Source organism: Micromonospora sp. Llam0 (assembly GCF_003751085.1).
Lineage (GTDB): Bacteria > Actinomycetota > Actinomycetes > Mycobacteriales > Micromonosporaceae > Micromonospora_E.
Map to the genome: position 1 here is coordinate 618,668 of NZ_RJJY01000001.1, position 24,848 is coordinate 643,515.

Sequence of the window (24,848 nt, forward strand, 5' to 3'; positions counted from 1 at the left end):
GTGACCGCCGAGGAGCTGCTCACCGTCCGGGACCTGGCCGCCGGGTACGGGGCCGTGCCGGTGCTGCGGGACGTCGACCTGACCATCCACACCGGCACCATCGTCGCTGTGGTGGGCGCCAACGGCGCCGGCAAGACGACGCTGCTGCGGACCCTTTGCGGCATGGTCCCGGCGAGCGCGGGACGGGTGGTGCTCGCCGGCGCGGACCTGCGCGGCGTACCGGTCGAGGAGGTGGTACGGCGGGGCATGGCGCACGTGCCGGAAGGGCGTGGGGTGATCGGCGAGCTGACCGTCCACGAGAACCTGCGGCTCGGTGGGCTCTGGCGGCGCGACCGGGCCGACGCGGCCCGTGCCCTCGACGAGGTCTATCAGCTCTTCGAACCGCTGGCCCGGCGGCGCCGATGGCACGGCCACCAGCTCTCCGGCGGGGAGCGGCAGATGCTCGCCCTCGGTCGGGCGCTCGTCGCCCGTCCCCGGCTGCTGCTGCTCGACGAACCGTCACTCGGCCTGGCGCCCCGGGTGATCACCCAGATCATGGTGCTGCTCCGGCGGCTGCGGGACGAGACCGGACTGACCGTCCTGCTCGTCGAGCAGAACGTCCACGGCGCACTCTCCGTCGCCGATGAGGCGGTGGTCATGTCCCTGGGCCGGATCGTCGTGCGGGCTCCCGCCGCCCGACTGCGCGACGACGAATCGCTGCGCCACCACTATCTCGGCTTCTGACCGCCGAATCCCGGATCTCCGACCGCACCAGGAGGCCCCGTTGGACCGCTTCCTCTTCCTCACCCTCGACGGGCTGTCGCGAGGCGCGGTCTACGCCGCGTTCGCGCTGGCCCTCGTCCTGATCTGGCGGGCCGCCCGGGCGGTCAACTTCGCCCAGGGCGCGATGGCCGCCGCCACCGCGTACGTCGGCTACGGCGTCGCCGCCGCGACCGGCTCGTACTGGATCGGCTTCCTGACCGCGATCGCCGCCGGTCTGCTGCTCGGCGCCGCCGTCGAGCGGATCGTCATGCGCCACGTCGGGCACGCCTCCCCGCTCAGCCCGGTGATCGTGGCGCTCGGGCTGGTCCTGGTCATCCAGGCCGGGCTGGGCATCGTGTACGGCAACGAGTTCCGTCCGGCGCCGACGCCGCTGTCCCGCTCCGCCGTCACGGTCGGTGGGCTGCGCCTGCTCTCCCCGTACGACCTGTTCGTCTTCGGCGCCGTCGGGGTCGTCGTGGTCGCGCTGGCGTGGATCTTCGCCCGGACCGCCGTCGGCCTGCGGATGCGGGCGGCGGCCTTCGCCCCGGACGTCGCCCGGTTGCTCGGGGTACGGGTCGGCGGGATGCTCACCCTCGGCTGGGCACTCGCGTCGGCCGTCGGGGCGCTCGCCGCGATGCTGGTCGTCCCCACCGAGCTCGGCCTGCACCCGAACGCGATGGACCTGGTCTTCGTCTCGGCGTTCACTGCGGCCGTGGTCGGTGGCCTGGAAAGCCCACCCGGAGCGGTGGTCGGTGGCCTCGCCGTCGGTCTGGCCCTGTCCTACGTGGGCGGCTACGCGGGCAGCGACGTCACCCCGCTCGCCGTCCTGACACTGCTGCTGGCGGTGCTGCTGATCCGACCGGGCGGACTGTTCGCCACGGCGACGGCGAGGCAGGTGTGAGCGCCTACACGCTGCCCCGTCACCTCGGCCTGCTCGCCGTCGGCGTGCTGGCGGTGCTGGCGTCGAGCTACCTGCTGGAGCCGTACCGGCTGTTCCAGGCCGCGACCGTGGCTGCCTTCCTCTGCGCCACCGCCGGCCTGACCGTCCTCACCGGCCTGAACGGGCAGCTCTCCCTCGGCCACGGTGCGCTGATGGCGGTCGGCGCCTACAGCCTGGCGCTCAGCCAGCGTGCCCTCGCCGAGCGCGGCCTGACCGGCGGCGGCGCGCTGCCGATCTCGCTGCTGGCGGCGGTGCTGGTCACCACCGCCCTCGGCGCGGTGATCGGGGTGGCGGCCGCCCGCATCCGGGGTCCCTACCTGGCGGGCGTCACGCTCACCGTGGCGATCGCGGTGCCCGCGCTGACGGTCACCTTCAGTGGGGTCTTCAACGGCGAGCAGGGGCTCGCGGTGCCGCTCGCGCCACCGCCGGCCGTCCTCGGGCCGTACTTCCCGTACGAGCGGTGGCAGCTCTGGCTGGTGGCGGCGGTGACCCTGCTCGCGTTGCTGCTGCTGACGAACCTGGTCCGGAGCCGGTACGGCCGGCTGCTGCGCGCGGTCCGCGACGACGAGGTCGCCGCCGGTTTGGCCGGCCTGCCGGTTGCCGGCATCCGGGTGCTCGCCTTCGTGGTCAGCGCCGCCGCCGCCGGACTGGGCGGGGCGCTGCTCGCGTTGCTGACCCAGAACGTCTCCCCGGGAGCGTTCTCGCTGGCCCTGTCGCTCTCGCTGCTGACGGCGGTGGTGGTCGGTGGGCTCGGCCGGCTCGCCGGAGCAGCCTGGGGCGCGCTGCTGCTGGTGGCGTTGCCGGAGCTGACCCACAGCCTCGCCGAGGCGCTGCCGTTGACACCGGCGCTGGCGCACCGGATGGAGGGCAACCTGCCGTTGGCGATCTTCGGGCTCACCCTCGTCCTCGTCGTGATCGTCGCACCCGGTGGGGTGCAGGGACACCTGTCCCGGCTGGCCCAAGCCGCGTGGACCCGGCTGCCGCATCGGGCGGCACCACCGACCACCTGACCACCCGACCACCGCACCGTCCGTGACCCGCACCTGCACTGACCTGCACCTGCACTGACCCGCACCTGCACTGACCCGCACCGATCAAGCGCACCGTCACGATCACGCCAACACCGAGAGAGGTGTCCGTCGATGTCACCCACCCTTCGCCGCGGCCTCGCGTCCGCCGCGTCCCTGACCCTGCTTCTCAGTTTCGCCGCCTGCGGCGCCGATCCCGGTGACGGTTCCGGCGTCGCGACGCCCGGGGTCACCGACACCGAGATCGTGGTCGGCACCCACATGCCGTTGACCGGGCCGGCCTCGGCCGGATACTCCACGATCGCGCCCGCCACCCGGGCGTACTTCGAGCACGTCAACGAGGCCGGTGGGGTGTACGGCCGGAAGATCGACTACAAGATCATGGACGACGGCTACAACCCGGCCACCACCCAGCAGGTGGTGCGGGAACTCGTCCTGCGGGACGAGGTCTTCGCCGTCCTCAACGGGCTCGGCACCCCGACCCACACCGGCGTGCTCGACTTCCTGCACACCAACCGGGTGCCCGACCTGTTCGTCGCCTCGGGCAGCCGTACCTGGGACCAGCCGCAGAAGTATCCCGGCACCTTCGGGTTCAACCCGGACTACATCGTCGAAGGGAAGATCCTGGCCAGCCACGTGGCGGAGAACTTCGCCGGCAGTACGGTCTGCTTCTTCGGCCAGGACGACGACTTCGGCCGGGACAGCCTGGTGGGGGTGGAGAAGATCCTGGGCCCGGTGACCGACAAGCAGACGTACGTCACCAGCAACACCAACGTGGCACCACAGATCGGTGCGCTCAAGGCCGCCGGCTGTCAGGTGGTGATCCTGGCGACGGTGCCCGGTTTCACCGCGCTCGCCATCGGCACCGCCGCCCGGATCGGCTTCCAACCGCAGTGGCTGGTCTCGAACGTCGGCGCCGATTACCTGACGCTCGCCAGCCAACTCGGTGAGGCGGCCGGGCTGCTGGAGGGCCTGATCGGGGTGAACTACCTGCCGATGCACAACGACGAGACGAACCCGTGGATCGTGCTGTTCCGCCAGATCCACGAGAAGTACAACGCGGACGCACCGTTCGACGGCAACACGGTGTACGGGATGGCGGTCGGCTACCTCTTCGTCCAGGCGCTCCAGGCGGCCGGCCCCGATCTGACCCGTACGGCGCTGGTCGAGGCGGTCGAGCGGGGTGGCTTCGAAGGCCCGGGACTGGCCCCGCTGCGCTTCTCCGCCACCGATCACTCCGGGTACGGCGGGCAGCGGCTGACCCGGGTCAACGGTGGGACGCAGGAGTACTTCGGGCCGACCTACGAGACGGATCCGGCCGACGGTCCGGTGAACGAGTACCCCGGCGAGTCGGCCACCCCGCCGGCCGACGGGATCCCGTCGGCGCCCTGAGTCACCTGCGGCGGCGGTCAGGCCAGCCGTTCGATGATCAGGGCCATGCCCTGGCCGCCGCCGACGCACATGGTCACCAGCCCGGTCTGCCGGTCGTGCCAGCGCAGCGAGTTGAGCATCGTGGTGGTGAGCCGGGCACCGGTCATGCCGAACGGGTGTCCGACCGCGATCGCGCCGCCGTTGACGTTGAGCCGGTCCCAGTCGACCCCCAACTCCTCGGCGCTCGGCACCACCTGCGCGGCGAACGCCTCGTTGATCTCCACCAGGTCGATGTCGTCGATGGACATGCCGGCCCGGGCCAGTGCCCGCCGGGACGCCTCCACCGGCCCCAGACCCATGATCTCCGGCGAGAGTCCGCTCAGACCGGTGGCGACGATCCTGGCCAGCGGCCGGATGCCGAGGTCGCGGGCCCGGGTGTCGGACAGGATCACCAGGGCGGCGGCTCCGTCGTTGAGCGGGCAGGCGTTGCCGGCGGTGACCGTACCGTCCGGACGGAACCGCGGGGCCAGCGCGGCCACCGCGTCCAGGGTGACGCCGGGCCGTGGCCCGTCGTCGGCGGTGACCACCGTACCGTCGGGCACGGTGACCGGGGTGATCTCCCGGGCCCAGAACCCGCTCGCGGCAGCCTGCTCGGCGCGGTTCTGCGAGCGGACCGCGAACTCGTCCTGGCGTCGCCGGCTGACCCCGCGCAGCCGGGCCACGTTCTCGGCGGTCTGTCCCATGGCGATGTAGACGTCGGGCAGCGCGCCGTCGTCGCGCGGGTCCCGCCAGGGTGGGGCGTCGGCGCCGGCCCGCGCTGCCGTACGGGCCCGTGCCCCGGCGAACGCCGGGTTGGTGACGTCCGGCTGCCCTTCGGGGTACCGGGACACGCATTCCACGCCGGCGGAGACGAAGGCGTCGCCCTCGCCGGCCCGGATGGCGTGCAGGGCCATCCGGGTGGTCTGTACGGACGAGGCGCAGTAGCGGGTGACGGTGGTGCCGGGCAGTTGGTCGTGGCCGAGCAGGGTGGCGACCACCCGGGCGAGGTTGTGTCCCTGCTCGCCGACGGGCTGCCCGCATCCGAGCATCAGGTCGTCGAGTTGGTCGGCGGGCAGCTCGGGGACCTGGTCGAGTGCGGCCCGGACGATGGTGGCGGCCAGGTCGTCCGGGCGCAGGTCCCGCAGCGAACCTTTGGTGGCCCGCCCGATCGGTGAGCGGGCGGCGGCGACGATCACTGCGTCGGGCATGGCGGACTCCTTCGCGTGGCGCTATTTATGCACTGACAGTGCTTCTGTGTTGTCTGGATGTCAATGCGTATGGCAGCCATTTGGTGGCTGTTCAGATGGGATATCTCATTGTTGACGAGGCGAAGGTCCCTCTCGTACTATCCGCACTGTGAGTGAAATTCGGGGCAGGCTGGTTGGGCGGGTCGCGCTGGTGACCGGGGCCAGCCGGGGGATCGGGCTGGCCATCGCCCGACGGCTGGTCGCCGAGGGTGCCCGGGTCGGCCTCACCGCCCGGCGGGCCGGCGCCCTGGACGAGGCGGTCGCCGCCCTCGGCGGTCCGGATCACGCGGTGGCGGTCCCCGGCGGAACCGATGATCCGGACCACCGCGCCGCTGCGGTGCGTCAGGTCACCGAGACCTTCGGGCCGGTGGACGTCCTGGTCAACAACACCGGGATCAATCCGGTCCACGGCCCGCTGGCCGGGCTCGACCTGGCGGCCGCCCGCAAACTGCTGGAGGTCAACCTGCTCGGCACCCTCGGCTGGGTGCAGCAGGTCTGCGCCGCCGGGATCACCGACCGGGGCGGCTGCGTCGTCAACGTCTCGTCGATCGCCGGGCTGCGGCCGTCGCCGGGCATCGCGTTCTACGGCGTGACGAAGGCCGCCGTCAACCACCTCACCGCCAGCCTCGCCGTCGAACTCGCCCCGTCGGTGCGGGTGAACGCCGTCGCCCCCGCCGTGGTCCGGACCCGGTTCGCCGCCGCCCTCTACGAAGGGCGGGAGGAGGAGGTCGCCCGGGCGTACCCGCTGCGTCGGCTCGGCGAGCCGACCGACGTGGCCGGTGCCGTCGCCTTCCTCGCCTCGGCCGACGCGGCCTGGATCACCGGCCAGACCCTGGTCGTGGACGGCGGGATCTCGCTGGCCGGCCGGACCACCGGGTGAGCGGACCGGGACTGGCCGTCGCCGGTGCGCGGGTGGTGGTGACCGGTGCCGGGTCCGGCATCGGTGCCGCGCTGGCCGCCCGGTTCGCCGCCGGCGGTGCCCGGGTCGTCGTCAACGACATCGCCCCCGACGCCGTGCGCGCCGTCGCCACCCGACTCGGCGCGGCCGCCTTCCCCGCCGACGTGGCGGACCCGGCGGCGGTGTCCGCCCTGGTCGGCTACGCCCGACGACATCTCGGCGGCATCGATCTGTACTGCGGCAACGCCGGTGTCGCCGGCGGCGGCCCGGGGGAGCCGACCGACGAGGTCTGGCACCGCGCCTGGCAGGTCAACGTGATGTCCCACGTGTACGCCGCCCGGGAGCTGCTCCCCTGGTGGCTCGCCGCCGGCCGTGGCCGGCTGCTCGTCACCGCCTCCGCCGCCGGCCTGCTCACCATGCTCGGCAACGCTCCGTACTCGGTGACCAAGCATGCCGCCGTCGGCTACGCGGAATGGTTGCGGGCCACGTACGCGCACTGCGGCGTGACAGTCCAGTTGCTCTGCCCGCGCGGGGTGCGTACCCCGATGTTGGCGGCCGGCGGCGACCGGGCCGCCGCCCAGCTCGACGACGACGCCGTCACCCCCGAACAGGTCGCCGACGCTGTCGGACAGGCCCTCACCGACGACCGGTTCCTGGTCCTGCCACATCCGGAGGTCGCCACGTACCACGCCCGCCGGGCCGCCGATCCACAGCGCTGGCTGCGGACGATGAACCGTGCACAGCGGGAGCTGGAGCGACGCGGCGACCTGCCCGGTGTGGTGCCGCGACCGGCGGACGGTGCGCCCGATGACTGAGCTGCCGGGCCTGGACCTGACCCGGCTCGCCGCCCACCTCGACCGGGCCGGGCCGGGGTTGTTCGGCGGGGCGCTGACCGGCGAGGTGATCGCGGGCGGTCGGTCCAACCTCACCTACCGGGTCAGCGACGGGCGACGGACGCTGGTACTCCGTCGTCCGCCCCTGGGACACGTCCTGGCCACCGCGCACGACATGGGGCGGGAGGTCCGGGTGCTGCGGGCCCTCGCGACCACCGCGGTGCCGGTCCCCGCGATACTGCACCACTGCCCGGATCCCGGCCCGGTCGGTGCGCCGTTCTACCTCATGGAGTTCGTGCCGGGGCCGGTCCACCGCACCGCAGCGGAGCTGGCCCGGCTCGGGCCGGCGGGGGTCCGCACGCTGGCCCTGGCACTCGTCGACACCCTGGCCGACCTGCACGCGGTCGACCCCGCCGGGGTGGGGCTGGCCGACTTCGGCGTCCCGGCCGGCTTCGCCGCCAGGCAGGTGCGCCGCTGGAAGCGGCAACTGGACGCCTCCCGCAGCCGGGACCTGCCGGGCGTCGACGAGCTGCACGCCCGGCTGGCGGCGACCGTACCGACCGCCGGGCCCGGCACCGTGCTGCACGGCGACCTGCGGGCGGACAACGTGGTGGCCGGCGATCTGCGGGCGGACGACGTGGTGGCGGACGATCTGCGGGCGGACGACGGTCCAGCCGGCGGTCACGGTCCGGCCGAGGGTACGACGGGCGGTCGGCGTGCGATCCGGGCGGTGCTGGACTGGGAGATGTCCACCCTCGGGGACCCGCTGACCGACCTCGGGCTGACCCTGGTGCACGCCGGGCGGGTCCGGGTGCCGGGGCAGCCCGGCACCGACGAGCTGGCCGCCCGGTACGCCCGACGCAGCGGCCGGTCCCTCGACGACCTGCCCTGGTACCTCGCCTTCGGTGCGTACAAGCTCGCCGTCATCCTCGAGGGTGTCCACTACCGCTACGTACGCGGCCAGACCATCGGCGAGGGATTCGACACGGTCGGCGAGCGGGTTCTTCCGCTGGTCACCCAGGGACTACGCGAGTTGGCGAGGCGCTGATGGACTTCGGCTACGACCAGACCACCAACCGGCTGCTGGACGAGCTGCGCGACTTCATGACCGGGTGGGTCCACCCGGCGGAGGAGGAGTTCGAGCGTCAGATGCGGGAGGCACCCGGGCGGTGGGAGCCGCCGCCGGTGCTGGACCGGCTGCGGGCCGAGGCCCGGCGCCGTGGGCTGTGGAACCTGTTCCTGCCCGGCGAGTACGGTGCCGGCCTGACCAACCTGCAGTACGCCCCGCTGGCCGAGCTCACCGGACGGTCGCCCTCGCTGGCACCGGCCGCGCTCAACTGCGCCGCGCCGGACACCGGCAACATGGAGCTGCTGGCCCGGTTCGGCACCCCGCAGCAGCGCGAACGCTGGCTGGTGCCGCTGCTCGACGGGCGGATCCGGTCGGCTTTCGCGATGACCGAGCCGGCGGTGGCCTCGTCGGACGCGACCAACATCGCCACCCGGATCGAACGCGACGGTGAGACGTACGTGGTGAACGGCCGCAAGTGGTTCGTGACCGGGGCGATGAACCCGCGCTGCGAGCTGTTCATCGTGATGGGGCGTACCGATCCGGCCGCACCCGTGCGGCGGCAGCAGAGCCAGCTGCTGGTGGAGCGGGACGCCCCGGGCGTCACGGTCCGCCGGGGCATGTCCGCCTACGGGTACGAGGACCGGGAGCACGGCGGCCACGCCGAGATCGACTTCGTGGACGTACGGGTGCCGGCGGCGAACCTGATCGACGTGGAGGGCTCCGGTTTCGCCATCTCCCAGGCCCGGCTCGGGCCGGGCCGGATCCACCATTGCATGCGGCTGCTCGGGATGGCCGAGCGGGCGTTGGAGCTGATGTGCCGGCGGGTCGCCGGCCGGCGGGCGTTCGGCGGGCCGTTGGCCGACCAGGGCGTGATCCGGGACTGGATCGCCGAGGCCCGGGTGCGGATCGAGCAGGCCCGGCTGCTGGTCCTCAAGGCCGCCTGGCTGATGGACACGGTCGGCAACCGGCAGGCGCACACCGAGATCCAGGGGATCAAGATCGTGGTGCCGGCGGTGGCCGAATGGGTCGTCGACCGGGCGGTGCAGGCGCACGGCGCGGCCGGGGTCAGCCAGGACACCGTGCTGGCCCGGTTCTGGGCCCGGGCCCGGACGCTGCGGCTGGCCGACGGCCCGGACGAGGTGCACCGGCAGTCGCTGGCCCGGCACGAACTACGGCGCCACGGCGGCGACGCGCGGCGTGTCTAAACTCGGCCGGGGAAGCCCACCGGGCGCCCGGCCGGTTCCGACGGGCGTGAGGCAGTGCCGGGTGGTCCGGCGGCGGGTGTCGAAGGAGGCGTGATGGGCAGGGGCGCCGAGGCGCCGGGCCGGGTCGACGGGCGCAGCGCCCGGGCGGAGCGGACCCGGGCGGCGATCGTCGAGGCGCATCTGGCGCTGATCTCCGAGGGCGACCTGCGGCCCACCGGGGAACGGATCGCGGAACGGGCCGGGATCTCGCTGCGGACCCTGTGGACCAACTTCAAGGACATGGAAACCCTCTTCGAAGCCAGTGGCGAGGAGGTGCTGCGGCAGCAGGAGGCGGCGTACCGGCCGATCTCGCCGAACCTGCCGTTGGCCAAGCGGGTGGACGCGTACTGCCGGCAGCGGGCCCGGTTGTTGCAGCTCATCGCGCCCTCGGCCCGGGCAGCGCAGATGCGTGAGCCGCTCTCCCCGCAGCTGCACCGCAACCGGCTCAAGCACATCGACCGGGTCCGGGCGGAGGTCGAGCAGCTCTTCGCGGTGGAGCTTGACCGGGCGGGGGCGGGCCGTGAGCAACTGGTGCAGGCCGTGACGGTCGCCAGCATGTGGTCGGCGTGGTCGATGCTGCGCGACGGGCTCGGACTGGGGGTGGATCAGGCCCGGGCGGTGATGGCCCGGACGGTCGGCGCGTTGCTGTCGACCGGCTCCGGCGATTCACCCTGATGTTTCCCGACTCTTTCCTGTCGGTTACACATCAGCGACACTGACCTCATGTTTACTGCATCCCCAGTGCAAAAATCTGGGTTGTGGGGGCGGGCCGAGGAATGTCGCGCCCTCGACCGCCTGCTGTCGGCGGCGGCCGGGCACCAGGGGACGGCCGTCCTGTTCCACGGTGAGCCGGGCTCCGGCCGCAGTTCGCTGCTGGACGAGGCCGTCCGGCGGATCCGCCCCCGCCGCTGGCGCCTGCTGATCTCGGCCGGCGTCGCCGACGAGGCCACGCTGCCGTACGCCGGACTGCACCGCCTCCTCGACCCGGTCCGGGACCAGGTCGCCGCCCTGGCCGACCGGCACCGGCTGCTGCTGCGGGCGGTGCTGGCCGGCGACGGCTGCCCGCAGCAACGACGACTCGCCCTGGCGATAGCCGTACGCGAACTGCTGACCGTGGTGGCGGCCGACGGTGTCCTGCTCTACGCGTTCGACGACCTGGATCTGGGCGACCCGGGCACCGCCGAGGTGCTCACCGCCGTCGCCCGCCGGCTGGCCGGCCGCCCGGTCGCCGGAGTACTCACCGGGACCTGCGGGGTCGCCGGCGTCCCCGGCCACCGGCTCGGGCCACTCGACGACGACCAGAGCCGGGCCGTCCTCGCCGACCGCCTCCCCGTGCCGGTACCGCGGCACGTGCTCACCGCCCTGGTCGCCGCCGGCGGCGGCAATCCACAGGCACTGGTGGACCTGGCCGCCGCCCTCGGACCAGGCCAGCTGCGCGGGGACGAGCCGGTGCCGGACCTGCTGCCGGCCGACGGTGGCCTCGGTCGCGCCTACCGTGCCCGACTGGCGAACCTGCCGGACCGGACCCGTCGACTGCTGCTCGTCGCAGCCCTCGACGAGCGCGCGGACCGGCAGCTGCTGGCCCGGGTGGCGGCGGCGACCGGCACCGGGGTCGGTGATCTCGCACCGGCCGAGCGCGCCGGACTGGTCCGGGTCGACGGTGAGACGGTGACGTTCCCGCAGCGGTTGGCCCGCGCCATGATTGTGGCAACCGCGCCGTTGGCCGAGCGGCACGCCGGGCACCAGCTGCTCGCCGGGCTGCTTGACCGACCCGAGCACCGGCTGCGCCGGGCCGTCCACCTCGCCGACGCGACCGCCGGGCCGGCCCCTGACCTCGCCGACGAGCTGGAACGCGCGGCGTTCGACGGTGGCGAGGACCGCGCGAGCGCGGCGTACGCGCTGCACCGGGCCGCCCGGCTCGGCCCCGAGCCGGCCCGCGGTGCCCGGTTGCTGGCAGCCGCGGGCTTCGCCTGGGCGGCGGGACAACCCGCGCGCGCCCGTCAGCTCCTGCGTGACCTGCCGGCATCCACCAACCCGTTGGCGCCGGCTTGTCGGGAAGCGTCGGCCGGTCGGGAAGCGTCGGCCGGTCGGGCGGATCTGCTCCGCGCGGAGATCGAACTGCGGTGCGGCGCGCCGACGCGGGCGTTACCGGATCTGCTCGCGGCGGCCCACCGGCTCGCTCCGTACGACCGCGCGTCGGCCGTCGCGGCACTGTCCGGGGCGGGAGAGGCGATCGGCTACCTCGGTGACCAGTACCGCTACGTCGACCTGGCGCGCCGGGCCGAGGCGCTGACCAGAGCGGACGACCCACCCGAGGTCGAGGTGATGGCGGCCCAACTCGTCGCGACGGCGGCGACGCTGAGCGGCGCGCACGACCACGCGGTCCCCGCGTTGCGCCGGGCGGTCGACCTCGGGATCCGGCTCACCGGGCCGCAGCGGACTCCAGCCGCGTTGAACTGCGCCGCAGCCGCCGCGCACCTGCTCGCCGCCGACCGTGAGGCGCACCGGCTGGCCGACGACGCGGTCGAGGCGGCCCGTGGCCGTGGGGAGCACTCGGGTCTGCCCCGGGCGTTGGAGCTGCGGGCCTGCGCCGAGTACTGGCTCGGCCGGCACGGCGCGGCGGCCGCGAGCGCCCGCGACGGGCTGCGGACCGCGCGGTCGACCGGCCAGCGGAACTGGGCCGCGATCCACCTGGGTCTGCTGGCCGTGTTGTCGGCGGTACGCGCGGACCGGGCCGGCTGCCTGGACCGGATCCGGGAGCTGGGCGAGCTGACGGAGGGCCAGGACCCGGGCAGCCGGCCGCAGGCTCTGGCCCAGTGGGCACTGGCCGTGCTTGAGCTGACCGCCGGGCACGCCGAACCGGCCCTGGCCCGGCTGCTGGGCCTGGCCCACCCCGGCACCGGCCGGGGACAGGTGCTGGTGCAGGTGATGGCGGCCCCGTACCTGATGGAGGCGGCCGCGCAGCTGCCCGGGCAGCGTCGGACGGCCCGCAACGTGCTGGCGGTGTTCGACGCCTGGGCGGCCAGCACCGCCAACCCGGTCCGACGGGCGCTGTCCGCCCGCTGCCACGCACTGCTCGCTCCGCGCGGTGGCGAGTCCGCGCGGGACTGGTACCGCACGGCGCTGCGGCTGCACCCGGCGGGTGCCGCAACGTTCGAGCGGGCCCGTACGGAGCTGCTGTTCGGCAGGGAACTGCGCCGATCCCGGCACCCCCGGGCCGCCCGCGAACATCTGCACCGGGCCCACGACACCTTCTTCGGGCTGGGCCTGACCAGCTGGGCCGACCAGGCGGCAGCCGAGTTGCGCGCGGCGGGCGAGGGTGCCGGGCCGCCCCGGGTGTCGCCCGCGGAACCGCCCCCGGTGTCGCCGGCCGGGCCGCCCCGGGCATCCGTCGACGCGGCGGGACTGCTCACCGGGCAGCAGTTGCGGGTCGCCGAGCTGGTCGTCGAGGGGGCGACGAACCGGGAGATCGCCCGACGGCTCTTCCTGTCCACCCGGACCGTCGACCACCACCTGCGCAACGTCTACGTCCGGCTCGGCGTCCGGTCCCGTACCGAGCTGGTCCGCGCCCTGACCGTCCCGGCGCGGCCGGCACCGGCGTGATCATGGCAGGCACCGCTGCGGTCAGGGCAGGCCCTGCGCGGTCAGGGCAGGACCACGGTGCGGGCGCCCTCACCCCGGGCCATCCGGGCGAACGCCGCCGCGGCACCGTCCAGGTCGGTGCGATCGGTGATCAGGACGGCCGGGTCGAGGTCGCCGGCGAGGAGATCCCGGGCCAGCGCGGGTAGATCGCGGTCCGGGTCGGAGGAGCCGTAGACCGAGGAGCGCAGGGTACGGGCCGAATGGAAGATCTCCAGGGCGGAGAGCCCGACGGTGTCGTCGGCCGACCCCATCCCGACCACGGTGACCTGGCCACCGCGCCGGGTGGCGCGCCAGGCGGCCCGGATGGTGCCGGCCCGCCCGACGCATTCGATGGCGTGGTCGACGCCGCGGCCGTCGGTGCGGGCCCGGATCGCCCGGGTCAGCGAGGCGTCGGCGATCAGGAAGTCGGTGGCACCGGCCGCGACGGCCAGGTCCGCCTTGGCGGCGGCGAGGTCGACGGCGAGCACCGGTGCCGCGCCGGCCGCCCGGGCCGCGGCGACGACCGACAGGCCGACCCCGCCGAGGCCGATCACCGCGACCGACTCGCCGGCCCGGACCCCGGCGGTACGCCGTACCGCGCCGGTTCCGGTGAGCACGGCGCAGCCGAGCAGCGCGGCGACCTCGTACGGCAGCCCGACCGGCACCCCGACGACGGCCTGCTCGCCGACGACCACCTCCTCGGCGAGCGCCCCGAGGCCGAGGGTGACGTGCAGCTGCTCGCCGGCCGCAGTGCGTCCCCGGGGGACTGAGGCGGCACCGGCACGCTCGCACAGCCATGGTTCGTCGCGCTGGCAGTACCAGCACCGCCGGCACGGTGGTGCCCAGTTGAGCACCACCGGGTCGCCGGGCGCGACCCGGTCGACCCCCGCCGCGACCTCGAGCACCTCGCCGGCCGCCTCGTGCCCCAGTACGAGCGGGTACTCCGGCGTGATGGTGCCGTTCGTCATGGACAGGTCGGAGTGGCAGACACCGGCGGCCCGGATACCGACCCGGACCTGACCGGGGCCGACCGGCGGTAGCGTGATCCGCTCGACCCGGGGCGGCTGCCCGGGGGCCCGGGCCACCACCGCCCGTACCGGGGATCCCGACGTCGCCACGTCGCCGGCCGGACCGGCGCTCATCGCTGGATCGCCTTGGTCTGCAGGAACTCGTCCAGCCCGTAGGTGCCGAATTCGCGGCCGAGACCGGACTGCTTGTAGCCGCCGAACGGGGCGAGCGGGTTGAACGCGCCCCCGTTGATGTCGACCATGCCGGTGCGGATCCGTCGGGCGACGCGTACCGCCCGTTCCTCGTCGGCCGACCAGACCGCGCCGGCCAGCCCGTACCGGGAGTTGTTGGCGACCGCGACGGCGTGTTCGTCGTCGTCGACCGGCAGGATCGCCAGCACCGGCCCGAAGACCTCCTCCTGGGCCAGGTGGGCGTCCGGGTCGACGTCGGCGATCACGGTGGGGGCGACGAACCAGCCGCGCTCCGGCAGCGGGGCGTCCGGCCCGCCGGCGACCAGCCGGCCGCCGTCGGCGAGGCCGCGTTCGACGTGGCGGCGGACCCGGTCCCGCTGGGTCGCCGAGACGAGTGGACCCAGCCGCGTCCGGGGGTCGAACGGGTCGCCGGTCCGGTACCCGTCCGCGACCCGGGCGGCCTCGTCGACCGCCTCCGCGTACCGGTCCCGGTGCACCAGCATCCGGGACCAGGCGGTGCAGGTCTGTCCCGAGTTGAGCAGGGCGTTGCCGACTCCGACCCGGACGGCGGTCGGTAGATCGGCGTCGGGCAGGATCACGTTGGCGGACTTGCCGCCCAGTTCCAGGGTGACCCGGGCGATCCGGTCGGCGGCCAGGTGGCAGATGTGCCGGCCGACGGCGGTCGAGCCGGTGAACGAGACCACGTCCACGTCGGGATGTGCGGCGAGTGCCGCGCCGGCCTCCGGACCGGTGCCGGTGACCAGGTTGACCACCCCGGGCGGGAAGCCGGCCTCGTCGATCGCCTCGAAGAGCAGGTACGCCACCATCGGTGTCAGTTCGCTCGGCTTGAGCACCACCGGACATCCGGCGGCGAGCGCCGGGGCGAGTTTGGCCATCATCTGGTGCAGCGGGTAGTTCCACGGGGTGATCGCCCCGACCACCCCGGCCGGTTCCCGCAGCACCAGCGAGTTGCCGACCGTCTCGGGCCGGGGCGGCCGGGCGGCCAGCTCGACGTAGCCCGCGAGTACGGTCAGCGGCAGGCCGACCTGGACGCGGGCGGCGACCCGCAGTGGGGTGCCGACTTCCCGGGCGACCGTGTGCGTGATCTCCTCGGTGCGGGCGGTGAGCGCGGTGTGCAGCCGGCGCAGGCAGGTGGCCCGTGTCTGCGGTGCGGTGTCGGCCCAGCCGTCGAAGGCGGCGCGGGCGGCGGCGACGGCCCGGTCCACGTCGGCTGCCGTGCCGCCCGGCACGGTGGCGATCAGTTCCTCACTGCTGGGGTTGTGCACCGGCAGGCGTTCCCGGGTCGCGGCGGTGACCCAGCGCCCGGCGAGGTACAGGTCGGTCCGTTCCTCCACCATCGTGACCTCCGGAGCAAAAACTAGCGCTGCAAGTTTTTGACTCTAGTACGTCTCGTCGATCGGCGACAGGGGCGGCAGTGGGCCGACCGTGCGCTCGTAGGTCCGGGCGAGCCCGTCGATCAGCGCCTCCAGCCCCAGTGCGAAGGCGCCCTCGTCGACCTGCTTCTGGTGTTCGGGGAGCCGGTGGGCCTGGCCGAGATGTGGGTACTGCTCGGCGTAGAACGCGGGGTCCTCGCCGAAGCCGCGCGCGAACGAGCCGAGTGCCGAACCGGTCACGAAGTAGCGCATCAGGGCACCGATGTGGGTGGCCCGGGCCGGCGGCCAACCGGCCGCAACCAGTCCACCGTAGACCGCGTCGGCCATCGCCAGCGAGGCCGGTCGACGGCCGGGTCCCTGAGCCAGGTGCGGCACGATGTTCGGATGGGCGGCGAGCGCCGCCCGGTACGAGTACCCCCACCGGCGCAGCGCTTCCCGCCAGTCCAGCGTGCCGAAGAACGAGACATCCACCCGGGTCGTGACGTTGTCCACCACCGCGTCGATGATCTCGTCCTTGGTGGCGAAGTGGTTGTAGAGCGACGGACCGCGTACCCCCAGCGCGGCGGCGAGGCGGCGGGTGGAGAACACGGCCAGCCCGTCCGCGTCGATCAGCGCCGCTGCCGTCTCGATGATCCGTTCCCGACTCAGCAGCGCCTGCCGTGGCCGTGGCATGGGTGATCTCCTCGGGCGACGGGTTCCTGATCGACTACGAACTCTGCCACAGCGGGTCTGGACGGAATAAAACTTGCAGCGCTAGTTTAATGCCCATGGACCTTCGCCTCTCCGCCGAACAGGCCGCGCTGCGCGAACTCGCCGCGCGGTTCGCCGACCGCGAGGTGGCGCCGTACGCCGCCGACTGGGACCGCCAGGAGGCGGTCGACCCGGCGATCGTCGGCAAGCTCGGCGAGGTCGGCTTCCTCGGCCTCACCATCGACGAGTCCGATGGCGGATCCGGCGGCGACCACCTGTCGTACTGCCTGGTCCTGGAGGAACTGGGCCGGGCGGACGCTGCCGTTCGTGGCATCGTCTCGGTCACCCTCGGCCTGGTCGCCAAGACCATCGCCGGCCACGGCAGCGACGAGCAGCGGACCCGGTGGCTGCCCCGGCTGTGCGCCGGAACGGCCCTGGGCTGTTTCGCGCTGACCGAACCGGACGTCGGCTCGGACGCCGCGTCGCTGACCACCCGGGCCGTGCGCGACGGCGACGACTGGCTGCTGACCGGCAGCAAGATGTTCATCAGCAACGGCACCACCGCCGACGTCGCCCTGGTGTTCGCCCGCAGCGGTGGGGCCGGCCCGCGGGGAATCACCGCCTACCTGGTCCCCACCGATGCCCCCGGCCTGCAGCGCCGCGAGATCCACGGCAAGCTCGGCCTGCGTGGACAGGCAACCGCCGAGCTCGCCCTCGACGGGGTCCGGGTGTCCGACGCAGACCGGCTCGGCCCGGTCGGCGGCGGCTTCCGGATCGCCCTCACCGCCCTCACCAAGGGCCGGATGTCGGTCGCCGCCGGCTGCGTCGGCCTCGCCCGGGCCTGCCTGGACACGGCGGTACGTCACGCGGGCCAGCGGACCCAGTTCGGCCGGCCGATCGCCGGCCACCAGCTGGTCCAACGGCTGCTCGCCGGGATCGCGGTCCGGACCGATGCCGCCCGGCTGCTGGTCTGGCGGGTCGCCGACCTGATCGACCGGGGCGAGCCGTTCGCCACCGAGGCGTCCATGGCCAAACTGTTCGCCAGCGAGGCGGCGGTCGACGCGGCCAACGACGCGATCCAGGTGCTCGGCGGGTACGGCTACATCGACGAGTACCCGGTCGGCAGGTACCTGCGCGACGCCCGGGTCACCACCCTCTACGAGGGCACCAGCCAGATCCAGGAACTGCTCATCGGCCGCGCCCTCACCGGCGTGAACGCCTTCTCGCACCCACCGTCCACCAGCTGAACCAGGGAGCACCATGTCCAGATTCACCGACCGCACCGCCGTGGTGACCGGCGCCGCCCAGGGCATCGGCGCGGCGACCGCGCACCGGCTCGCCGGCGAAGGAGCCGCCGTGGCCGTGGTGGACCTCGTCGCCGACGGCGCCAGGACCGTCGCCGACGAGATCACCGCAGCCGGTGGCCGGGCCGTCGCGATCGGCTGCGACGTCACCGACGCCGACGCGGTGGAGGCGATGACCGCGCAGGTCGTGGAGACCTTCGGCGGCCTGCACGTGCTGGTCAACAACGCCGGGATCACCCGCGACAACCTGCTGTTCAAGATGCCGGTCGAGGAGTGGGACGCGGTGCTCGCCGCCAACCTGACCAGCATGTTCCTGTGCTGCCAGGCGGCCCAGCGGCAGATGGTCACCGCCCGGTACGGCCGGATCGTCAACCTGAGCAGCCGGTCCGCGCTCGGCAACCGGGGCCAGGCCAACTACGCGGCGGCCAAGGCCGGGGTACAGGGACTCACCGCCACCCTGGCGCTGGAACTCGGCCCGTTCGACATCGCGGTCAACGCGGTCGCGCCGGGGTACGTGGCGACCCCGATGACCGCGGCCACCGCGGTCCGCACCGGCAGCGACCCGGCCGCCCACCAGCAGCGGGCCGCCGAACAGATCCCGTTGCGCCGGGTCGCCCAGCCGGCCGAGATCGCCTCGGTCATCGCCTTTCTGGCCAGCGACGACGCCTCGTACGTCACCGGGCAGACCCTCTACGTCAACGGCGGCGCCCGCTAGACCCGGCGCAGCGAAGGAGCGGACATGGACTTCGGACTTTCCACTGAGGAACGGGCGATCCGGGACACGGCGCGTGACTTCATCACCCGGGAGGTGGTGCCGCTGGAGTCGGAGCTGCTGCGCCGCGAGCGGGCGCACCAGCCCGGGCTGCCCCGCGACGAGCTGCGCGAGCTGCAGCGCCGGGCCCGCACGTTCGGCTTCTGGGGCCTGGCCACCCCCGAGGAGTACGGCGGGATGGACCTGCCGGCCGTCATGCAGTCGCTGATCTGGACCGAGATCGGCCGGACGGTGGTGCCGTTCCGGTTCGGCGGCGAGGCGGACAACATCCTGTTCCGGGCCGACCCCGACCAGCGGCGCGAGTACCTGCTCCCGACCATCGAGGGGGAGCGCGCCAGCTGTTTCGCGATCACCGAGCCGGGCGCCGGTTCCGACGCGGCGAACATCAGGTTCCGCGCCCGCCGCGACGGCGACGACTGGGTGCTCAACGGGGAGAAGACCTTCATCACCGGGGGCAACGAGGCGGACTTCGCCATCGTCGTCGCGGTGACCGATCCCGAACGCGACGTCCGCGCCGGCGGGGCCACCGCGTTCCTGGTGGACCGGGCGATGGGGTGGCGCTCGGAGTTCATCCCCACGATGGGCGAGGGCGGCCCGGCGGCGCTGATCTTCGACGACGTGCGGGTCCCGGGCCGCAACGTGCTCGGCGCGGTCGGCGAGGGGTTCCGGCTGGGCATGGAGTGGATCGGCAAGGGGCGCTACACCATCCCCTCACACGCCGTCGGCATCGCCGAACGGGCCCTGCGGATGGCGATCGACCACGCTACCACCCGGCACACCTTCGGCCGACCGATCGGGGACAACCAGGCGATCAGCTGGATGATCGCCGACTCGGAGACCGAATTGGAGGCCGCCCGCTGGCTCATCCTGCGGGCCGCCTGGACCGTCGACGCGGGTCTCGACCCACGCCACGCCTCCTCGATGGCGAAGCTCTACGGCGCCGGAATGGTCAACCGTGTGGTGGACCGGGTGCTGCAGATCCACGGCGGCATGGGCTACACCCGTGAGCTGCCGATCGAGCGGTGGTACCGGCTGGTCCGGCTCTACCGCATCTTCGAGGGCACCGACGAGATGCAACGACTGATCATCGCCCGCGACCTGCTGCGCGGCTACACCATGTTGGGAGGGCATCTGGCATGAGGATCTTCGCCACCACCGAGGACCTGGCCGCGGCCGTGGGTGAATCGCTGGGACCGGGGGACTGGTTCCCGGTCGACCAGACCCGGGTCGACGGGTTCGCTGCCGCCACCGACGACCATCAGTGGATCCATCTCGACCCGCAACGGGCGGCCGACGGGCCGTACGGCGTCACGATCGCCCACGGCTTGCTCACCCTGTCGCTGATCCCGGCCCTGATGCGCCGGCTCTACCAGGTGGAGGGAGTGCGGACGGCCGTCAACTACGGGCTCAACAAGGTCCGGTTCCCGGCTCCGGTCCGCACCGGATCCGCCGTACGGGCCGAGGCCGTCATCGCCGCGGTCGACCCGGTGGACGGCGGCGTGCAGGTGGTCATGGCGGTGACTGTGACCGCCGACACCGCAGGCAAGCCGGTCTGCGTCGCCGAGACGGTGAGCCGGCTGCTGACCGGAGCGTCCCGGTGACCGCCCTGTCGCTGGCCGCCGTGCTGGCCGAGAGCGCGCGGCGGCACCCGGACACCGTCGCGGTGGTGGACGGGGCGTCCCGGATCACCTACGCCGAGCTGTGGCTGGAGGCCCGCTGCCACGCCGCCGCCCTTACCGAGCTGGGCGTGCGACCCGGCGACCGGATCGCGTTGTTCGCCCCCAACGTGGCCGACTTCCCCCGCGTCTACTACGCGGCGTTGGCGGCCGGCGCGGTGGTCGTGCCGGTGCACCTGCTGCTCACCCCGGCCGAGGCCGGGTACGTGCTGCGCGACAGCGGTGTCACGTTGGTGGTCTGCCACACCGCGCTGCTGGCGCTCGGTGCCGCCGCGGCCACGCTTGCCGGGGTGGAGGTGGTGACGGTCGGTCCGGCGGCGCCCGGGTCGGACCTGCGGCGGCTGGAGGACATCGGTGACGGCCTGGCACCACTGCCCTCGTACCGGACGCGGTCGGCAGAGGACCCGGCGGTGGTCCTCTACACCAGTGGGACCACCGGCACCGCCAAGGGCGCCCTGCTCACCCATCTCAACCTGGTGATGAACGCGACTGTCAACGCCTTCGACGCCAACGAGGCCCGTGCCAGCGACGTGGTCCTCGGCTGCCTGCCGCTGTTCCACAGCTTCGGCCAGACCGTCGCGATGAACGGCACCTTCCGGGTCGGCGCGACCCTGGTGCTGCTGAGCCGGTTCAGTGGTCCGGCCGCGCTCGACCTGATGGTCCGGGAACGGGTGGACGTCTTCCACGGCGTGCCGACGATGTACATCGCGTTGCTGGAGGCCGCCCGAAACCGGGAGGTGCTGCCGAGCCTGCGGTTGTGCATCAGCGGCGGGGCGGCACTGCCGACCACGGTCCTGGAACGCTTCAACACGGCGTTCCGGACGACCATCTACGAGGGGTACGGGCTCTCCGAGACCTCTCCGACCGCCACCACCAACCAGCCGTGGTCCGGCACCCGGGCGGGCAGCGTCGGGCACCCGGTCTGGGGGGTCGAGGTGGAGATCGCCCGCGCGGAGCTGGCGGACCGGATCGAACTGCTGGGCGTCGGCGAGCTCGGTGAGATCGTGATCCGGGGACACAACGTCTTCGCCGGTTACCTCGGCCGTCCCGAAGCCACCGAGGAGGCGATCGTGGACGGCTGGTTCCGCAGTGGCGACCTCGGTCGCAAGGACGCCGACGGGTTCGTCTTCATCGTTGACCGGAAGAAGGAAATCGTGATCCGGGGTGGCTTCAACGTCTACCCCCGGGAGGTCGAGGAGGTCCTGGCCCGACATCCGGCGGTTGGCCAGGTCGCGGTCGTCGGCGTACCCGACGCCCGGCACGGCGAGGAGATCTGCGCGGTGGTCGTGCCGGACAGCACCGCCGGCCCGGTGCCGACCGAGGCCGAGCTGGTCGACTGGGCGCGTGGCCACCTCGGCCGGCACAAGTATCCCCGGATCGTGCGGTACGTCGACTCGCTGCCGCTCGGACCTAGCCTCAAGGTGCGCAAACGCGAGCTGCGGGAGTCGATGCGCCAGGAGATGGCGGTCGACCGGGCGGACCAGGGCTGACCGGTACGGCGGTCCTGGTCGGCAACCGGGACCGCCGTACCGGTGGCCGGGTCACGGCAGCAGCACCCGGATCAGCGCGATGGCGACGAAGACGACGATGAAGGAGAGATCGATGGCGGCGCCGCCGACGCGCAACGGCGGCAGCACCCGCCGGACCGGGGCCAGCACCGGCTCGGTCACCGTGTGCAGGGCGGCGGTCGCGCGGGAGCGGAGCGAGTCGCGCGGGCTCGGCCCGGCCAGCACCGTGCTCCAGTCGAGGATCGCGCGGGCGACGAGCAGCAACTGGAAGACCAGCAGCAGCAGACTCAGGAGTGCGAGCAGGGGACCCATCGGGGCAGACCTCCAGGACGACCGGTGAGCGTCCCACTATGCCTGGCGTTTGTGTGTGGTCGCTGAGAATCGCCGGGGCGGACGGGCCCGATCGGCCGCCCCGGCTACGGGCCAGCCAGCACCGTCCGACGATGTCGTACCCGGGCGGTAGGTTGCCTGGCGATGCCCGTACCAGAAAGTCTCTCGCTCGCCCAGGCCCGCCGGATCGCGCTGGCCGCCCAGGGCTTCGCCGACCCCGCGCCGACCGGGGTGCCGACCCGGCGGCACCTGCGCCGGGTGCTGGACCGGGTCGGCCTGATCCAGATCGACTCGGTCAACGTCCTGCAGCGCGCCCACTACCTGCCGCTGTACAGCCGGCTCGGCCCGTACCCGACCGACCTGCTGGACCGGGCCGCCGCGCATGCTCCCCGGGAGCTGTTCGAGTACTGGGGTCACGAGGCGTCGCTGATCCCGGTCGACCTGCAGCCGGCACTGCGCTGGCGGATGGCCCGCGCCCGCGACGACGCCTGGGGCGGCATCCGGCGGATCGCCGTCGAGCAGCCTGAGCTGGTCGCCCGGGTGCTCGCCGAGGTCCGCGAGCACGGCCCGGTCACCGCCGCGCAGATCGAGCAGGACACGATGCGGCCGAGCGGCAACTGGGGGTGGAACTGGTCGGCGGTGAAGACCGCACTGGAGTACCTGTTCTGGGCCGGCGAGATCAGCTCCGCCGGGCGGACCAGCACCTTTGCCCGCCGCTACGACGTGCCGGAGCGGGTGCTGCCGCCCCGGGTCGTCGCCGCGTCGACGCCGAGTGAGGCGCAGGCGCACCGACAGCTGGTCGAGGTCGCCGCCCGGTGCCTGGGCGTGGCCGCCGAGCCGGAGCTGCGTGACTACTTCCGGCTGTCGGCGGCGGCGGTCCGGCCGGTCGTCGCTGACCTGGTCGCGGACGGCATCCTGCGCCCGGTCCGGGTGCAGGGCTGGTCGCAGCCCGCCTACCTGCACCACCGGGCCCGGCTGCCGCGCTGGATCCGGGCCGCCACGCTGCTCAGCCCGTTCGATCCGGTGGTCTGGGAGCGGGCCCGCACCGAGCGGCTGTTCGGGCTGCGGTACCGGATCGAGATCTACGTGCCGGCCGCGCAGCGGGTGCACGGCTACTACGTACTGCCGTTCCTCGACGGCGACCGGCTGACCGCGCTGGTCGACCTCAAGGCGGACCGGGCCGCCGGGGTGCTGCGGGTGCCGGCCGCCTGGCCGGTGCCGGGTGCCACCACCGATCCGGAGCAGACCGCGACCGCCCTGGCCGGCGAGCTGGCCCGGATGGCCGGCTGGCTCGGCCTGTCGCAGGTCGCGGCACCGGCCGCCGGCGACCTGGCCGGGCCGCTGACCCGGGCGTTGGGCGCCGCCGGTGCGCGCGCCGTGGTCGTCGGCTGAGCGCCGCCGGTGCGCGGCGTGGTCGTCGGGCTGAGCCGGCGGGACCGGCCGGTGTACGGTGGGGCGGTCGGCATCGAGGGAGGCGTGACGGATGGCGGGTCCAGACGGCGTGGCGGTGCAGCGGCCCGTCGGCGACGCTCCGACCCCACCGGGCGACGGTCCGGCACCGCCCGGCGACGCCTATTCGTACCCCGACGCCCACTTCCACGATCACCAGCAGTACGCGTACCAGCCGCAGGCCCAACCGGACCGGTTCACCGGCCTGGTCAACCGGCTCTGGGCGCGGTCGCCGCGCTGGCTGGCCCCGCTGGCGGTGCTCGGCTGTATCGGCGCGGCCGCCGGCTACACGGTGATCACCGATCCGACGACCAGCAGCGCGGAGGCGGCGCCCAGCTGCCTGCTGAAGCTGACCACCGGGCTGGACTGCCCGGGCTGCGGCGGGACCCGGGCGGTCTGGTACCTGCTCAACGGTGATCTCGGCGCTGCTGCCCGGCACCACCTGCTGGTGGTCTTCGCCGTTCCGTTCCTGCTCTACGTCTACCTGGCCTGGGTCGGCCAGCAGCTGTTCCGGTGGCGGCTGCCGCAGTTGTCGCTCAGCCCGACGGCGGTCGGCTGGTCGCTGGGCGTCTGGTTGGCGTTCTCGGTGCTGCGCAACCTGCCGTGGGAGCCGTTCAGCTGGTTCTACGTCTGACCACTGCGGCCGTCCTGCGGCCCGCCCAGTGGGCCGGCCCGCCCGATGGACGCCGTGTTTGCCCGTGGTGCCGGCCGGCAACTAGAGTCCGAGAAATGCCGGAAATCGTGTCGCCGCAGGTCACGCTGATCGCCTGGACCCAGTTCCAGCCGCCCGCCGACGTCGACTGGTCGACCGACGCCGACGGCGGTCAGGCCCTCGCCGAGTTCGCCGGCCGGGCCTGCTACCAGTCGTGGCGCAAACCCAACCCGGCGACCGCCACCAACGCCGGCTACCTGCGACACATCCTGGACAGCGGGCACCTGTCGGTGCTGGAGCACGGCAGTGTCACGTTCTACCTGACCGGGATCTCCCGGTCGCTGACCCACGAGCTGATCCGGCACCGGCACTTCTCCTACTCCCAGCTGTCCCAGCGGTACGTGCCGGAGCGCGACGCGGCCATGGTCGAGCCGGCGGTGATCGCCGAGGACCCCGAGCTGCACCAGCAGTTCGTCGCCGCCGCCGAGGCGAGCGTGCGGGCCTACACCGAGCTGCTGGAGGGCCTGGAGAAGCGGTTCGCCGACGAACCCAACCCGACACTGCGCCGCAAGCAGGCCCGGCAGGCGGCCCGGGCGGTGCTGCCGAACGCCACCGAGACCCGGATCGTGGTCACCGGCAACTACCGGGCCTGGCGGCACTTCATCGGGATGCGGGCCACCGAGCACGCCGACGTCGAGATCCGCGAGTTGGCGGTGGAGTGCCTGCGGCAGCTGCAGCGGGTCGCGCCGAGCGTCTTCGCCGACTTCGAGATCAGCCGGTTGCCGGACGGCAGCGAGGTCGCCGCGAGCCCGTACACCCGGCAGGGGGAGTAGTCCGCCGGCC

Annotated in this window: 23 protein-coding genes; 18 read left to right on the top strand and 5 right to left on the bottom strand. The window is 73.5% G+C overall.

The annotated features are described in order from the left end of the window. The 4 genes from EDC02_RS02895 to EDC02_RS02910 all read left to right on the top strand — a co-directional run bounded on the left by EDC02_RS02895 (position 1) and on the right by EDC02_RS02910 (position 4,101). A complete protein-coding gene (locus EDC02_RS02895) occupies positions 1–723 on the top strand; it encodes an ABC transporter ATP-binding protein (protein ID WP_123600613.1) in 723 nt (240 codons plus the stop codon). A gap of 40 nt (positions 724–763) precedes the next feature. After that, on the top strand, positions 764–1,642 hold the full coding sequence (locus tag EDC02_RS02900) for a branched-chain amino acid ABC transporter permease (protein WP_123600614.1): 879 nt from the start codon (positions 764–766) through the stop codon (positions 1,640–1,642). Then, the gene (locus tag EDC02_RS02905; protein WP_123600615.1) at positions 1,639–2,691 is read left to right on the top strand and encodes a branched-chain amino acid ABC transporter permease; all 1,053 of its coding nucleotides are present in this window, start codon (positions 1,639–1,641) and stop codon (positions 2,689–2,691) included. Before EDC02_RS02900 ends, EDC02_RS02905 begins: the two co-directional genes overlap by 4 nt. Before the next feature lie 132 nt (positions 2,692–2,823). After that, a complete protein-coding gene (locus EDC02_RS02910) occupies positions 2,824–4,101 on the top strand; it encodes an ABC transporter substrate-binding protein (protein ID WP_123600616.1) in 1,278 nt (425 codons plus the stop codon). 17 nt (positions 4,102–4,118) lie between these two features. Here the strand turns inward: EDC02_RS02910 and EDC02_RS02915 are convergent, their stop codons facing one another. Next, a complete protein-coding gene (locus tag EDC02_RS02915; protein WP_123600617.1) occupies positions 4,119–5,327 on the bottom strand; it encodes an acetyl-CoA C-acetyltransferase in 1,209 nt (402 codons plus the stop codon). 148 nt (positions 5,328–5,475) lie between these two features. On the opposite strand from EDC02_RS02915, the gene EDC02_RS02920 reads away from it, so the two are divergent. The 6 genes from EDC02_RS02920 to EDC02_RS02945 all read left to right on the top strand — a co-directional run bounded on the left by EDC02_RS02920 (position 5,476) and on the right by EDC02_RS02945 (position 13,013). Then, positions 5,476–6,246 carry an SDR family oxidoreductase gene (locus EDC02_RS02920; RefSeq protein ID WP_233605704.1) on the top strand — a complete coding sequence of 257 codons (771 nt, stop codon included), beginning with the start codon at positions 5,476–5,478 and terminating at the stop codon, positions 6,244–6,246. An 11-nt stretch (positions 6,247–6,257) separates the two neighbouring features. Continuing rightward, positions 6,258–7,079 (top strand): SDR family oxidoreductase, encoded by an 822-nt coding sequence (locus EDC02_RS02925; protein ID WP_199757793.1) that lies wholly within the window; start codon positions 6,258–6,260, stop codon positions 7,077–7,079. Next, the gene (locus EDC02_RS02930) at positions 7,072–8,145 is read left to right on the top strand and encodes a phosphotransferase family protein (RefSeq protein ID WP_123600619.1); all 1,074 of its coding nucleotides are present in this window, start codon (positions 7,072–7,074) and stop codon (positions 8,143–8,145) included. Before EDC02_RS02925 ends, EDC02_RS02930 begins: the two co-directional genes overlap by 8 nt. Beyond that, complete coding sequence (locus tag EDC02_RS02935) at positions 8,145–9,371, top strand: acyl-CoA dehydrogenase family protein (RefSeq protein WP_123600620.1); 1,227 nt, start codon at positions 8,145–8,147, stop codon at positions 9,369–9,371. Before EDC02_RS02930 ends, EDC02_RS02935 begins: the two co-directional genes overlap by 1 nt. A gap of 93 nt (positions 9,372–9,464) precedes the next feature. Then, positions 9,465–10,085: a TetR/AcrR family transcriptional regulator gene (locus EDC02_RS02940; RefSeq protein WP_123600621.1), complete on the top strand. Its 621-nt coding sequence runs from the start codon at positions 9,465–9,467 to the stop codon at positions 10,083–10,085. 48 nt (positions 10,086–10,133) lie between these two features. Continuing rightward, complete coding sequence (locus tag EDC02_RS02945) at positions 10,134–13,013, top strand: LuxR C-terminal-related transcriptional regulator (protein WP_123600622.1); 2,880 nt, start codon at positions 10,134–10,136, stop codon at positions 13,011–13,013. Positions 13,014–13,054: 41 nt separating this feature from the next. Here EDC02_RS02945 and EDC02_RS02950 read toward each other — a convergent pair whose 3' ends face one another. The 3 genes from EDC02_RS02950 to EDC02_RS02960 are packed head-to-tail and all read right to left on the bottom strand — an operon-like array spanning position 13,055 to position 16,296. Further along, complete coding sequence (locus EDC02_RS02950) at positions 13,055–14,173, bottom strand: alcohol dehydrogenase catalytic domain-containing protein (protein ID WP_123600623.1); 1,119 nt, start codon at positions 14,171–14,173, stop codon at positions 13,055–13,057. Further along, positions 14,170–15,588, bottom strand: a complete 1,419-nt coding sequence (locus tag EDC02_RS02955) for an aldehyde dehydrogenase family protein (protein ID WP_123600624.1) — start codon at positions 15,586–15,588, stop codon at positions 14,170–14,172. Before EDC02_RS02955 ends, EDC02_RS02950 begins: the two co-directional genes overlap by 4 nt. Before the next feature lie 42 nt (positions 15,589–15,630). Next, positions 15,631–16,296, bottom strand: coding sequence for a TetR/AcrR family transcriptional regulator (locus tag EDC02_RS02960; RefSeq protein ID WP_123600625.1), 666 nt, complete (start codon positions 16,294–16,296; stop codon positions 15,631–15,633). Positions 16,297–16,391: 95 nt separating this feature from the next. Here EDC02_RS02960 and EDC02_RS02965 point away from each other — a divergent pair, with 95 nt between their 5' ends. Genes EDC02_RS02965 through EDC02_RS02985 form a run of 5 tightly spaced genes read left to right on the top strand, consistent with a single transcriptional unit; the run spans position 16,392 to position 21,556 of the window. Continuing rightward, entirely contained in the window at positions 16,392–17,561 is a 1,170-nt protein-coding gene (locus EDC02_RS02965; RefSeq protein WP_123600626.1) for an acyl-CoA dehydrogenase family protein, read from the top strand. A 13-nt stretch (positions 17,562–17,574) separates the two neighbouring features. Further along, positions 17,575–18,333, top strand: a complete 759-nt coding sequence (gene fabG, locus EDC02_RS02970) for a 3-oxoacyl-ACP reductase FabG (protein WP_123600627.1) — start codon at positions 17,575–17,577, stop codon at positions 18,331–18,333. A gap of 24 nt (positions 18,334–18,357) precedes the next feature. Further along, positions 18,358–19,530, top strand: coding sequence for an acyl-CoA dehydrogenase family protein (locus EDC02_RS02975; protein WP_123600628.1), 1,173 nt, complete (start codon positions 18,358–18,360; stop codon positions 19,528–19,530). After that, positions 19,527–19,991, top strand: a complete 465-nt coding sequence (locus EDC02_RS02980) for a MaoC family dehydratase (protein WP_123600629.1) — start codon at positions 19,527–19,529, stop codon at positions 19,989–19,991. The genes EDC02_RS02975 and EDC02_RS02980 overlap by 4 nt, the downstream gene beginning before the upstream one ends. Beyond that, positions 19,988–21,556: an AMP-binding protein gene (locus tag EDC02_RS02985; protein ID WP_123600630.1), complete on the top strand. Its 1,569-nt coding sequence runs from the start codon at positions 19,988–19,990 to the stop codon at positions 21,554–21,556. The genes EDC02_RS02980 and EDC02_RS02985 overlap by 4 nt, the downstream gene beginning before the upstream one ends. Before the next feature lie 51 nt (positions 21,557–21,607). Here EDC02_RS02985 and EDC02_RS02990 read toward each other — a convergent pair whose 3' ends face one another. Next, entirely contained in the window at positions 21,608–21,886 is a 279-nt protein-coding gene (locus tag EDC02_RS02990) for a YggT family protein (RefSeq protein WP_123600631.1), read from the bottom strand. A 162-nt stretch (positions 21,887–22,048) separates the two neighbouring features. On the opposite strand from EDC02_RS02990, the gene EDC02_RS02995 reads away from it, so the two are divergent. The 3 genes from EDC02_RS02995 to thyX all read left to right on the top strand — a co-directional run bounded on the left by EDC02_RS02995 (position 22,049) and on the right by thyX (position 24,838). Beyond that, positions 22,049–23,296, top strand: a complete 1,248-nt coding sequence (locus EDC02_RS02995; RefSeq protein WP_123600632.1) for a winged helix-turn-helix domain-containing protein — start codon at positions 22,049–22,051, stop codon at positions 23,294–23,296. A gap of 91 nt (positions 23,297–23,387) precedes the next feature. Continuing rightward, the gene (locus EDC02_RS03000) at positions 23,388–23,987 is read left to right on the top strand and encodes a DUF2752 domain-containing protein (protein ID WP_123600633.1); all 600 of its coding nucleotides are present in this window, start codon (positions 23,388–23,390) and stop codon (positions 23,985–23,987) included. Between the two features lie 95 nt (positions 23,988–24,082). Then, entirely contained in the window at positions 24,083–24,838 is a 756-nt protein-coding gene (gene thyX, locus EDC02_RS03005; protein ID WP_199757484.1) for an FAD-dependent thymidylate synthase, read from the top strand. The last annotated feature ends 10 nt before the right edge of the window (positions 24,839–24,848 follow it).